Below are 13,196 nucleotides of genomic sequence, written 5' to 3' on the forward strand. Positions count from 1 at the left end.
TTATGCAAATTTTTTCTATATAATTTCCAGTAAAAATCGGAATTAACACATTTATTAATACTCACTCATAAAACATTATAAATCAACGGACTATCGTCCTAAAAATTTTTTAAGTGCTAAACTTCTGAGATGTCTATTGTTTTGAAAATAACACTTTAAAGTTCCTAATAAATCAGTCCTGTGTTTTTTATCATGTTCTAAAATTGTTCCTAAATTTTCATAGCAATATTGATCTATATCCTTAATATCTGCTAATTCAACCAATAATCTAACAATTCCTAGTTCATTATATCTAATAACTTTTGAATTTTTATTATATATATTAATCATAGATAAAGCTTTTAAAGCCTCTTTATAACTTACTTTCATCTCAGAATCAGTTTTCCTAATACGGCTAAAGCCTAGATTAAATTCTACATGAGAATATCGTGAAATTATAAGATTAAATACAGCCTCTACTGCTAAAGATGATTTTTTAGCCTCTTCAAACTCATTAGCAAAAATTAGACAAGTTAACTGATTTCCATACTCCATACAAATTAAATTGCAATTTTCATTATTTAAACTATCTTCTAAGGAGCTAATTATATACTTATTAACTTCCTCCATATCATGATATTTATCAGATATATTTTCCATTTTGAATATACAGATATAATAGAAAGGTCTTATTTTTATATTATAAAATTCCGACAAAGACTGTATATCTTGATGTGATTGCTTTTGAGAAAAAAGAAGTGCCTCTAAAAAATGTTTTGCATTTTTAGATTTCTCTCTTTTTTGTTCCATTTCAAGAAAAATTTCTTGAATAATATCTATTAATTTAACATCCCAAGGCATTACAAACAAGGGTAACTTCTCTTCATTAGCCCTATTTATAACTTTCATTTCTATTTTATCTATATTTTTATCATCAATTAAAAGTACAATACCAGAAAGTTTTTTATAAATACATTCTTCTAGCAAAGATAACAAATTCTCATTATCCTCTAATCCATTATATGTAACAAATAATAATTCCCCTCCATAAAGCCACTCAGAAATAGATTCTGTCATTCTAGCATAAGGCCAAGAAATTTGACGGTTTAATCCACCATCCCCCGCTAATAACTTTGCCTTTGAAAAATATTTAAAATTAAATAAATCTCTACAACAAAGAGTCATAAAATCACTCCTTTTTACTTCTAGAATTACATTTTAATGCTATATTTTTATTTTCTCTATATGCTCCAATTTCACCTTCTATATTCTAGCATTATTTTTACAAATACTCTAGTGATTTATAACTCAATTGTGAATTTAAATAAAATCTTTAAAAAACTATTATATACATGTTAAGGTTTTCGTGAATTCCGCCATATTCCTCATAATGGTTTATAACCTGTAAAAAGTTATTATGAATGCTCTTTTTATCAATGAGTTTTATATTTTTTGTTGAACCATTATCACAAGTGAGAATTTGCACATTATCATCTTGAATTTTACGTGTTCTTTCTAAAATCCCCTCGTTGCCATTTGCTATAATTTTAGAATAAAACTGCTCCCACTCTTTATCAGAAAAGTTGAAGTTGTTCAGTTTTTCCAATTGGTACATAGATTTAGAATCAACTCTTCTTCATTTTTAATTTTTATATATTCATAACCTTGCTGCGTTAACCTATAAATAAAATCTTTTCTAATTCATCTTCACCTTCATAATCACTGCTTTTTCTTTTTTCTGGAGTATACTTTGCTATAACAGTAGCTTCATTTGTTTCCGCTATTATGTTAAAACTACTCATTTTTACCCTCTTCTCTTATTGTGTTTTAAATACAATGGTATTTTATAAAAAATACAGGATAATATACATTAAAAATATTAGTAAAATATACTTATTTTTTTATGAATACCTGAGTGCAAAATATAATATCTTTATATTTAATTATATAAATCCCTACAAATTGAATATTTTTATCCAATATATTTTTTTTATGAGATTCTGAATTCATGAATTTCTCTACAATAGTGTTTATATTTACATTGTTTAAATTAGATCTATATAGATTTTCGCAAATATAATCATATTGTATGTTGTTTTCATCAGCTAAATCATTTATATATAAGTTATCTATTGATTTATGTTCAAAATAATTTTTATCTATCATATCTTTTGTTTTAAGATATGCTAATTTTTGAGCTTCTTCTGATAACTCTAAAAGATTAAGATTATTTTGTTTTCTTATGGAATTTATTAAATCAACACTTTGTTTTTCATAGTTAGTTATATTTAAATAGTCATGTTCTTTATAATTTTCATTTAAATTTGTATTACATCCTACAAATAATAAATTAGATATTATTAATAAATAAATAATATATTTTTTCAATTTAATCACCCCTTTTAGCCGTAACATTCTAAAACCTAACATAGTCAGTCCCCACTTACTATATTAGATTTCCCTTAAAATCCCTTAGGATTCAATCTCTGGATTGTCAACACTTTTTCATACAACTTTTATTCAGTCATTTTTGCTAGGCGATATTCTATTATGTTAAAACTCATAAATGCTTCATATACTAATTCTGCATCTTTTTTAGAACCTGCTGAATAGCCTACTGTTTCTCTATTTACTATATTATCTATCTTTTCCTCGTTACACTTGGTCTTATGCACCTTATATTGTTTTAGAAAATCTTAATCCCAGTACGTGTGGAAATAGTTTCATGGCAAGGTTTCAATTCCTCATAGGTATTCTATAACCACACAATTAGAATTGAATATGATGATATAGTAACGTAGTTTCAATTCCTCATAGGTATTCTATAAACTATATGTACTGTTTCAATTGGAGATTTGTATAGTTGAGTTTCAATTCCTCATAGGTATTCTATAAACCAAAGGTTGTTTTGATATTGATATTTGCAGCGATATAAAAGTTTCAATTCCTCATAGGTATTCTATAAACTTTAAAGTGATTAAGCTACTGATTGACCATATTTCAGTTTCAATTCCTCATAGGTATTCTATAAACAAAGAAAAGAATATGAAATTGAATATAAAAGAATGTGTTTCAATTCCTCATAGGTTGGATTGTCAACACTTTTTCATACAACTTTTATTCGGTCATTTTTGCTAGCCTATATTCTACTGGTGTCATATAATTCAGAGCACTATGAATACGTTTATTGTTATACCATAACACATAACCTTGCAATTCCTTTTNTTGGATTGTCAACACTTTTTCATACAACTTTTATTCGGTCATTTTTGCTAGCCTATATTCTACTGGTGTCATATAATTCAGAGCACTATGAATACGTTTATTGTTATACCATAACACATAACCTTGCAATTCCTTTTTCAACTCTTCTAAATTTTTAAAAACTCTGTTAAATGCAAATTCTGTTTTTATAATTTTATATCCAGCTTCAGCAACTGCATTATCATAAGGGCATCCTTTTTTACTTAAGGAACGCTTTATCTTAAAAGCTTCTAAAACTTCATCTATTATCTTATTTTTAAATTCATTTCCCCTATCAGTATGGAATATTTTTACTTTAGTTAAATTTATATTAGAACTCATAAATGCTTCATAAACTAGATCAGCATTTTTTTTAGAACCTGCTGAATAGCCTACTATTTCTCTATTAAAAAGGTTGATTAATAAACATATATAATGCCATTTACCAGCCACATTAACATATGTAAGATCACTTACTACTATTTCTAAATCACTTCTATTATCAAATTCTCTATTTACTATATTATCTATCTTTTCCTCGTTACACTTGATTTTATGCACCTTATATTGTTTTACAGTATAATTAGAAACCAATCTGTACTTGTCCATAATTTGCCTTATTTTTCTTCTTGATGCTAATATATTTTGCTTTTTCAATTCTATTTTTATCTTTCTTGAACCATAATTATTCTTGCTATCTCTAAATATTGATATAACTGCATTTTCAAGTTCAGTGTTATATACTCTAGTTTTTTTCTTATAATACACTAGGCTCCTTGGAATATTTAGTATTCTACTCATTGCACTGATACTGTACTTTTCCCTATTTGCTAAAATTATTTCTATTTTCGTGCCATTATCAGCGCTGCTTGCTTTAAAATATCATTTTCCATCAGTAATTGTTTATTTTCCTTACGGAGACGTATTAGCTCATTTTCTTCTTCGGTACGATTATCTTTAGCCTTGAAAGACCCTGATTTGCCATAATCATTTACCCACTTAACTATTGTAGACTTGGCTATTTGATACTCCCTTGCAATATCGGATGTTGATTTGCCATTCTGTTTAAGAGCTACTATTTGCTTTTTAAAATCCTCTGTATAATTTTTTGTTTTTCCTGCCATGATATTCATCCTCTCAATATTTTATTTTATTATACCATGACCGAATGTTTTTTGTACAATTTATTATAACCTATCCACTATATAATATCTCCTCACACTCTCTAAACCTTCTTCAAATTCAACCACAGTTGGTCCCTTTATAAAAACATTATTTTTCATTTTAATATCTTTTAATATAATAAAATTACTACATAGAATTCTATTATCCAATTTAATCATATTCATTGGATCATAACCACAAATATGAAAGTTTCCTTCATTAGTAACTAAGTTACTCTGAAAAAAATTATTAAACGATTTTTCTTTTTTAAGTTGTTCTTTTTCAAAATTCAATTTAATTATAGAATAATTAGTCTTACTTATAATCACATCATTTGTATCTATGGCCTTTTCAATCTCTTCAAATATCGTGATTTCTTCATTTTCTATTTCTTTAGAAAATTTTATTCCTAGTTCATCTAAAAACAACAAAAATAAGGCTCCTGTATAATAACAGCATCTGCGAATATCAAATAAAATTCTTTTATCTAATTGAAGTATTCTTTTATAATCTTCAATACGTTTTCTATATAAATCCTCTGATATAGATTCTAAAGCTTTTATTGCACAATATTCAGCACTACCTTCAATAGTTTCAATCATAAATTCATATCTTATTAGTTCTCCAAACTTTTCTACCCTTATTTTTCTTGATGCAATTATTTGCTTAAGTAATTCTAATTTTTTATTTCTACCTGTAGAATTTAATCCTTCAATTAATAGATTATTTTCATTATGTTTAAGTTCATAATTTCCTAAATCATTAGGATATGATAATGCTTTTATATCATCAGGGAATCTAGTTTCATTTTTGGAAAATTGGTAAGCATGAAACATCTCATGTACCATATTAGCTGCAAGTTCTTTATAATGTATCTCTTTAACATTCTCTACATTCCATATTGCTAAATTATTTCCCTCATAATCTATTACTGTATTAGCTAAGAACCTATTATCCCAAGGAATCATATGTTTATTTAGATATACTTTTTCTTTATTATATAAGGCAAAATCTATTCTATGAAATCCACTCCAGATTTCATCAAAGTTTATACTATTTAAAGTATCATTAACCATAGTGTATAATTTTCTCATCTATAATCTCCCCTTCTAATTATAATTTACATGATAATAATAAAAAGTCCATACTCAATAATTTTTTCAATATTGAATATGGACTAAAACTCTTTATTTACTTTAGTTAGGCAATTTTAAAATTTAAATTACCTACTATAGATAAAATATCCTCATTAGTATATACTATCTAAACTAAATAATAACACTTATCCACTTTAAATTTATGCTTTTTTAAAAAATTCTTAAGCAATTTTTAGTTTTGATAAAATATCTTCTAGTTTAGTATTTTGTTTTAATTTTTTATATATAAAGCACACAAGTGCTTTTGCCATGAGGCTGCTTAGATACTTCTGGGTTCTTGAATCCATCATCGGTAACTTCATAGCAAATAAGTACTTTAGCATAAGGGGATTTAGCAATATTACCTCATAGGTATATACCCTATAGTCCGTACCTTAAACTGTAACGAAGTCTAAGGTGTTAGGACTAATAAATTTTTCAAATTCTGATAATTGTAGCAAAATTCCTAATGGAGATATTTTTCTGTTAGATTTAATTGCTCCTATTAGGTGGTAGCCCTTTGCTAAAGAAGCTTCTATTAATTTGTTATTTGTGTACCATGAATCCATAAGACAATATATTTTTTCACACTTAGATGGAGTTTTAAAAGAAGTTATAAAATCTTTTGCAATATCAACCTTAGATTTAAAGTTTTTCTTTAAATCTTCGCAAAATTCCTTTTTATAGTAAGGTTTATATTGTAAAGGAATAGATTTGTCATTTACAACAAAATTTAAAGTAACCACATAATGTGACCAAATATTTTTGCCTTCTGTATGAGAATAATTATAAGATAGTCCTTGTATTTTCTTCGCTGATTCTTTGGAATTTACAGTATCATCTATAATCAAGAATCCTACGGATTTAGGATATATACAATTATTTTCTGTAATAAGTTCTTTCATTTTAGTTCTGTCATGTGGTTTAGCATTAGATAGAACCATAAGCTCTGGAATACCCTTATTTAGATTGAATTTTGTATGAAGTTTTATACCTGATTTTTGAGAGCGGAATTCTGCCCACTGAAAATAAGTCTTGACCATACTTATAGTTTAAGAATCTATTAGTTTTATGGTTCCAAACTTTTTAAGTTTCTCATTTACAGGTAATTGTTTTAAAGCAGTAGCAATTAGTTCATTTAATATTGGAATGTAGACATTATAATCCATTGATTAAACACTAATGATTATACTATTATATTTATAATAAACTTTTGTTCATTTTTAAAAATTATTTATATATTTTAAAATTCTCATTTAAACTAAAACCTTTTCCATCCAATTCATCATAGTATCTAAAGTAAGTTTTGTATTTCCAATATTACAATGATTACAAGCACTTTCCTTCTCTGTAAAAAGACGAAAAGTTAAGGAACGCACATTACTTAGACAATCTAATTCTTCTTTGAAAAGCTTATAATTAATAAAATGATCCTTATTTGCTCCTATTACTAATACATCTTGATCTATTAAATGCCCTATATCTGTTATTTTAAATTCACTTAATTTTACTAGATAGTCATAAGGAGATTTTGCATTATATGCATACATCCCATGTTTAACCCCCCAATCTGCTGTAGCATCTTTTTTACAACTTAAATTAGTAATAAAATTAATTATAGCTGATGCATGAAGTTTCACTAGTAATCTTACTATCTTTTGCTCACAATCTGTCATTGTACTTAATACAACTGATAAAAAATCTAGGAAAATAGACCATGCTATAACTCTCTTAATTCTTTTTTCATAAGCAGCTGCTCTAGGTGCTAACATGCCACCTAATGATGCTCCTATAATTGTAATATCATTAATATTAAAATAATCAAGAACTGCTGTTACAGGCTTCTCCCACTTATAAGTAAAATGTTTTCCTTGATTTCTCACAACCCCACCTTGTCCTGGCCCCTCAAAAAGATAAACTTCAAAACCATTTTCAGCAAAATAAAGCATTGCAAAAAACAATTCTTCCATATAAGAGTCATTCCCCCCATGAATTAAAATGGTAGCTTTCTTTTTCCCTACTGCTTTTGTATATAATACTGGAAGTTTTACATCTTCATAAGGCACTTCATATCTAATTACAGTTCCATCCTCAAAATATTCTTTATAATAATCATAAAACATATCTGTAGCTAGATTATAATATTTTATCTTATCTGGATCACCGTCATACATAAAAAATTCACTCATTCTATAATATGCAATAGCATCTTTAATTCTTCCTTCCTCTATAGCTTCATCACCTATACCAATTAACTCCTTTTTCCAAGTTGTACTACCCTTAATTTTATGAGAAATTTTCTTAACATCTTCCAGTCTACCCTCATCCCACATTATTACACGATTAAGTTGAAAATTGAAATTAGGTTCTTCGTTTAAATTATATATTCCTTTTGAAAAAGTGATCTTATCTTTCTTCATTGTATTTTCTCCCCTTCCCTTGACTTTAGAGCTATCTTTTCCTGTAAATTTAACTATACTTTATTATAATTAAGAGTAGAAAATAAAACTTCTAAATAATCGCTAAAATTCAAAGGAGATTACTTTTACATCTTTTCGAAATTCATTTGCCGATATTCCAAACATATTCTTATTAGTTGTAGCAAAATGCGAAGCACTATAAAAACCTGCTTTTATAGCTGCCTCTGTAATATTTTTCCCTGCTAATATATATTCATAAGTCTTTGCTATTTTCTTAATAACCAAAAAACTATTTAATGATATCTTAGTTTCTTCTTTAAACAAATGAGAGAGTCTACTTTTAGATAAAAATACACTTTCAGCTAGTTCATCTATAATACCCTCTGTAATCTCTTCCTTATTTTTAAGCAGGCATAAAATTTTCTTAATTCTATCATCTTTAATATAGGGCTTCTTTATATCTAAATTACATATTCTTAATATTTGTTCATATGTATTAAAATAATTCTTTTGTATGTCCATATTATTTTCGGTATTTCTCATATTCTTATGCCATATTTCTTTAATTTCCTGTACAACATCTAATTTTAAAGTATAATAAGATACACCTTTTAAATATTTCTTCTCTATTTCTTTAGCTATATCTGTAGTTTCATCAAATAAATATACTAAAACATTATTCTCACTACTTTCAATAGTATGGATTATATTAGAATTAATAATAATCCCATGACAAGTTACTTTGCTATCATCAATAAAACAATTAATTTCTGTACCTAGAGTAATTAATAAATGCTTTGCCCAATGCTTATGTCTATCTGGATCATTATAGTCAACTAATAAAAGTACATGATCCATAGCACAAAAAATTTCAGTCATATACTCACCTCTGTTATAACTAATTAACGGTATTTTTATTATGTTCAAGTTCATAATCTTTAGATCATTACCATATTACAATCATAATACTACATAACTTATACTTTATGCCATTATAAAAAAGTCCACCCCCATTTTTTTGCACCATTGGAAGTGGACTGAAAAAATTTTATATTTTATTCTGAACTATATTTCTTACATTAGTTCTGCTATTAAAAACATTATATTCATTCCCATACTAGAGAATTTTTCTTCATACTCTGTTTTTATATTTTCTTCTTTATATATACTTCTATGAAGGTCAAAGGTTAGGTAGGATAGTTTAAATCCTTCTTCTTTAAAATAAGTTGTTGAATCCATGAAAAATTCTCTGTTATCTGTTTTAAACCAAATTTCACCTCTTGGTTTTAAGAACTTCTTATACATTTGTAAGAACTTTGTATAGGTAAGTCTTCTTTTGTTATGTCTTGGTTTTGGCCAAGGTGTTGAAAAGTTTAGATATATTCTGCTTATTTCGTTTTTTTCAAAAACACCATCCATAAGCATTATATTAATTGGCATTATTCTTACATTTTCTAAGCCTTCTTCTTCTATTTTTCTTAGAACGTATATTAATACTTCATCCTTAAGGTCAACTGCTATAAAGTTTACTTCTGGATGTCTTTTTGCCATCTCACATATATAGGTGCCTCTTCCACAACCTAATTCAAGATGTATTTCATTCTTGTTTTCAAAAACTTCATTCCATTTCCCCTTAAGTTCATTAGGATTGTATATACAAAATCTGCTTTCTTTCATCTGAGGTCTTGCTGACCAGTTCTTTCTAAGACGCATCTTCTCCTCCTTGTTACATAACTTGTTTAATAATAAAACCTGGTATACCTTATAGAGGGAGTAATACAACTCCTTCTTATTACATAGTTTATTGCATAGTTTTTTACATTACTTATTTAATAATATTATGCTATAGGTATTACTCTTTGTAAACAAGGAATTTAAATAAAGTTTTTTGTGTTATTTTCTAAATTGCTTTTATATAGGGCAAGTAGAAAAAATATTGCTGAAAATCCTATTAAAATTAGAATGTTTATATAAAAAGTTTTTATGCTCTCTCCTTCAACGGCTTTATTTAAGGCATCCACTGCCCAGGTTTGTGGGATAAAATTAGATATTTTCTTTAGGGTATCTCCCATGAGTTCTCGTGGCCAGAAACATCCCCCTAACATACAGGTTGGTGTCACAATTAGGGAGTTTAAAACCGTTACACTATTTGTACTTTTAGCAAAGGTTATTATAACCATACTAAGGGATACTGAGCATAGTGCAAAGGACCATAAAACTATTAGTATATCTATAAAGTAAGCTTGTGTATTAAACTTTAATCCCTTTTGTATTATAAGAAAGCCTAGGGTGCTTTGTATCATTAATATAAAAAAATTACTTAAAATATTTCCTAGGATATATTTCTTTCTATCTACTTTTGTCATACATATTCTATGGTAGGTTTTATCTATTTTATCTTTTAAAATAAATCTTGAGGTAGCTGAGGAACATATAAACATAAACATTAGAAAAAATCCTAGTAATGTAGCACTTGCTTTTTTAGCATTGGATTCATCTTTTAGTATTTCTTTTTCAAATTTAAAACCATTTGCTTTATAGTTGCTATAAATCTTATTAAAGACTTCTCTATTTCCTTTGGAAGCCTTATATATATCTTTTAAATTATTTATATAAAGATTTATAGAACTACCTATAAAAGCTGTGGTTTCTTCTCCCTTTAAAGTTATAAGTTCTATTTTACTATCCTCACCTTTATACATAGCTTCTGTAAAATCCTCTGGTATTGTAATGGCTAAATCTATATTTTCTTTAATTATATCTTTTTTTATATCTTCAGCCTTTACTGTAATTACTGATATTTTTTCCTCTGTTTTTAAATTATCTATTAAATTTTGAGAAAGTTTTCCCCCATCCTTATTTTCTATGCCTATTTTTAGGCGCCCACTTCCTGCTCCATTACCCTGAGATACTAAGAAGACACTAATAGCTATAGGAACTACTAAGTAACTTAGGATATTGCTTTTTTTTCTAAAAAATCTTTTAAAATTATATTTTATAAATACTAATAGCTCTCTCATATTACAGTGCCTCCTCTTTTTTTAATTTTGCAATTACTATTAGAAGTATCATAAAAAAGATTACCATATTTAAGCCAAGGGTTTTCAACATAGGACCGTAGTCCTTTGCATATATCAAGGAAAATATAGCCGTATTCATCCATTTTACTGGGGACATATTTGTTAGTATTTGAAGTATAGACCCCTCCGTAGAATTTATAGGCATATATCCTCCTCCTAGAAATATTAGTATGGGAATTATGGTGTGAATGCCTCCAGTAATCCCTGACTTTTTAAATAAAAATCCTATGAAAATCCCTAAAGAGACCATAAGAAGTATTTGGGAACATAGTAGTAAGAAGACTAAATAAGGTTCTTGTCCAAAATTTACTTTTAAAATAAACATACTAAATAAAATTGCACTAGCCACCTGAAGTAGTGTAACTACAAAACAACCTATAAGTTTACCAAGAAATATTTCTCCTCTACTTGCTCTACTAATAATAAGTCTATTATTAGTATTCCTACTAACTTCATTTTGTATAGAGTCAAGCCCTGTAAATATGGAGTACATAATTATTAGAGTTATCATGGTTATTCCATAATAATTTGTTCCATTGGGTTTTTCTTCTTTATCTAAATTTTTAATTATTAAATTTTCATTTTTCTTAAATGCTTCTTCTTTATTTTCATTTTTAAGGGCTGTAGGATTAATTTTCATAATTTCATAGGTTAAATTGTATCTATCTACAAATCCTTTTAACACTCCATTTATAACATTACTAGATAGGTTATATCTATTATTTTCCTTTAAAATAATTTTATTTTCCACTTCATGAATTTCTATAAAACATATATATTTATTATTTTTTATTCCCTCTTCTCCTAATTTTACTGAACTCACTTCTTCAAAATTTATATTCTCTTTCTTCATTGAGTCTTTAAGGAGTTCAAAGGCTTTAGAAAAATTTCCCTTATTCTTTTCATAATAAGCTACCTTGCCTTCTTTAAGAGAAATTTTATTTTCAAGATTTCCAAAGGTTAATCCTAATATGGACATACATACTATAGGTATTAATATCATCACTGCCATATCTGCCTTATTTCTTAACTTTTGCTTAAATTCTTTTATTATTATGCTTAATAACTTCATAATTCTCACCTAATCTCTAAGCTTTCTACCGGTTAAGGTTAAAAATACTTTTTCAAGGTCTGGTTTTTCGCTCTTTATATATTTTATACTGTGACCTAAGTCTGAAATATTAGATATAATTAGGTTTAAGTTTTTACTATTTTTCTTACTATATACGGCAATGGTTTCACCCTTAGTTTCCACCCTTAAAACGTCTTGAACCTTTTCTATGGCTTCTTTATTTAAGTCCTCAGCATCACTTAACCTTAGTATTAAACATTCTTCATCCGTTATAATTTCTTTAAGTTCCTCTAAATTGCCTTCTGCAATTAATTTTCCCCTATCAATTATACCTATTCTCGTGCATATAGCCTCTACCTCTTCCATATAATGAGTTGTGTATATTAAGGTAGAACCATTTTTGTTTAATTCTCTTACGGAATTTAAAATATGATTTCTTGATTGTGGGTCTATGCCCACAGTAGGTTCATCCATTATAATAAGTTTTGGTTTATGAACAATAGCACAAGCTATATTAAGTCTCCTCTTCATTCCTCCAGAAAAGGTATTAGGAAAGTTTTTATATTTCCCTTCTAGTCCTACAAATTCTAATGCTTCCTTTGCATTGTTTTTAAGTTCTGTACCCTTTAATCCATACAGACTTCCGAAAAAAGTTACATTTTCATAAGCCGTTAAATCCTCATATATTGCTATATCTTGAGGTACTACCCCTATATTTTCTCTTATATAACTTACTTCTTTAGCTAAATTCCTATTGAAAATTTCAATTGTTCCACTGCTCTTTTTTAAAAGTGAACTTAAAATGTTTATTAGTGTACTTTTCCCTGCTCCATTGGGACCTAGAAGTCCATATATTTCCCCTTCTTCAACTTGAAGACTTATATTGTCTAATGCTAAGTTATCTCCAAAGCTTTTACTTAAATTCTGAAGCCTAACTATATCCATACTAAAACACACCACCTTCTTCGAATTTATTATACTCCACATTCTCCCTACTAACTATATTCATACTAAAAACATCCCACCCTTAATTTCTATTTTAAAAGACTTAGTTTATAATTTTATTATATAAAAAAAGTGACTTTTTATTTAGTATAAAAAG

16 protein-coding genes are annotated in these 13,196 nt (G+C 27.2%); all 16 read right to left on the reverse strand.

From position 1 onward, the window contains the following. Positions 1–90: 90 nt before the first annotated feature. Positions 91–1,164, reverse strand: coding sequence for a PucR family transcriptional regulator (locus FNZ64_RS14025; RefSeq protein WP_243129292.1), 1,074 nt, complete (start codon positions 1,162–1,164; stop codon positions 91–93). A 148-nt stretch (positions 1,165–1,312) separates the two neighbouring features. Further along, positions 1,313–1,585, reverse strand: a complete 273-nt coding sequence (locus tag FNZ64_RS14980) for a type I restriction endonuclease (protein ID WP_243129293.1) — start codon at positions 1,583–1,585, stop codon at positions 1,313–1,315. A 67-nt stretch (positions 1,586–1,652) separates the two neighbouring features. Next, positions 1,653–1,781, reverse strand: a complete 129-nt coding sequence (locus FNZ64_RS15065; protein ID WP_279233286.1) for a hypothetical protein — start codon at positions 1,779–1,781, stop codon at positions 1,653–1,655. A 91-nt stretch (positions 1,782–1,872) separates the two neighbouring features. Then, positions 1,873–2,367 (reverse strand): CAP domain-containing protein, encoded by a 495-nt coding sequence (locus FNZ64_RS14035; protein WP_185903803.1) that lies wholly within the window; start codon positions 2,365–2,367, stop codon positions 1,873–1,875. 128 nt (positions 2,368–2,495) lie between these two features. Beyond that, positions 2,496–2,654, reverse strand: coding sequence for a hypothetical protein (locus FNZ64_RS14040; protein WP_423244955.1), 159 nt, complete (start codon positions 2,652–2,654; stop codon positions 2,496–2,498). 442 nt (positions 2,655–3,096) lie between these two features. Beyond that, positions 3,097–3,219 carry an IS3 family transposase gene (locus FNZ64_RS15180; RefSeq protein WP_423244957.1) on the reverse strand — a complete coding sequence of 41 codons (123 nt, stop codon included), beginning with the start codon at positions 3,217–3,219 and terminating at the stop codon, positions 3,097–3,099. 15 nt (positions 3,220–3,234) lie between these two features. Continuing rightward, a protein-coding gene (locus FNZ64_RS14050; RefSeq protein WP_423244938.1) for an IS3 family transposase occupies positions 3,235–4,355 on the reverse strand; the annotation gives its coding sequence in 2 pieces (ribosomal slippage) (positions 3,235–4,100 and positions 4,100–4,355; 1,122 coding nt in all). A 54-nt stretch (positions 4,356–4,409) separates the two neighbouring features. Continuing rightward, complete coding sequence (locus FNZ64_RS14055) at positions 4,410–5,480, reverse strand: hypothetical protein (protein ID WP_142415640.1); 1,071 nt, start codon at positions 5,478–5,480, stop codon at positions 4,410–4,412. A 224-nt stretch (positions 5,481–5,704) separates the two neighbouring features. Continuing rightward, a complete protein-coding gene (locus tag FNZ64_RS14830) occupies positions 5,705–5,866 on the reverse strand; it encodes a hypothetical protein (protein WP_185903805.1) in 162 nt (53 codons plus the stop codon). Between the two features lie 51 nt (positions 5,867–5,917). After that, the gene (locus tag FNZ64_RS14060; RefSeq protein ID WP_142415641.1) at positions 5,918–6,565 is read right to left on the reverse strand and encodes a transposase; all 648 of its coding nucleotides are present in this window, start codon (positions 6,563–6,565) and stop codon (positions 5,918–5,920) included. 213 nt (positions 6,566–6,778) lie between these two features. Beyond that, complete coding sequence (locus FNZ64_RS14065; RefSeq protein WP_142415642.1) at positions 6,779–7,942, reverse strand: alpha/beta hydrolase; 1,164 nt, start codon at positions 7,940–7,942, stop codon at positions 6,779–6,781. Between the two features lie 102 nt (positions 7,943–8,044). Beyond that, on the reverse strand, positions 8,045–8,821 hold the full coding sequence (locus tag FNZ64_RS14070; RefSeq protein WP_142415643.1) for a helix-turn-helix domain-containing protein: 777 nt from the start codon (positions 8,819–8,821) through the stop codon (positions 8,045–8,047). Positions 8,822–9,016: 195 nt separating this feature from the next. Beyond that, positions 9,017–9,655 (reverse strand): tRNA (guanosine(46)-N7)-methyltransferase TrmB, encoded by a 639-nt coding sequence (gene trmB, locus FNZ64_RS14075; RefSeq protein ID WP_142415644.1) that lies wholly within the window; start codon positions 9,653–9,655, stop codon positions 9,017–9,019. Between the two features lie 161 nt (positions 9,656–9,816). Continuing rightward, positions 9,817–10,962 (reverse strand): ABC transporter permease, encoded by a 1,146-nt coding sequence (locus FNZ64_RS14080; protein ID WP_142415645.1) that lies wholly within the window; start codon positions 10,960–10,962, stop codon positions 9,817–9,819. Position 10,963: 1 nt separating this feature from the next. Then, positions 10,964–12,094 carry an ABC transporter permease gene (locus FNZ64_RS14085; protein WP_142415646.1) on the reverse strand — a complete coding sequence of 377 codons (1,131 nt, stop codon included), beginning with the start codon at positions 12,092–12,094 and terminating at the stop codon, positions 10,964–10,966. A gap of 9 nt (positions 12,095–12,103) precedes the next feature. Then, complete coding sequence (locus tag FNZ64_RS14090) at positions 12,104–13,039, reverse strand: ABC transporter ATP-binding protein (protein WP_142415647.1); 936 nt, start codon at positions 13,037–13,039, stop codon at positions 12,104–12,106. Between the last annotated feature and the right edge of the window lie 157 nt (positions 13,040–13,196).

Origin of the sequence: Hathewaya massiliensis (genome assembly GCF_902143515.1) — a bacterium.
GTDB lineage: Bacteria > Bacillota > Clostridia > Clostridiales > Clostridiaceae > Hathewaya > Hathewaya massiliensis.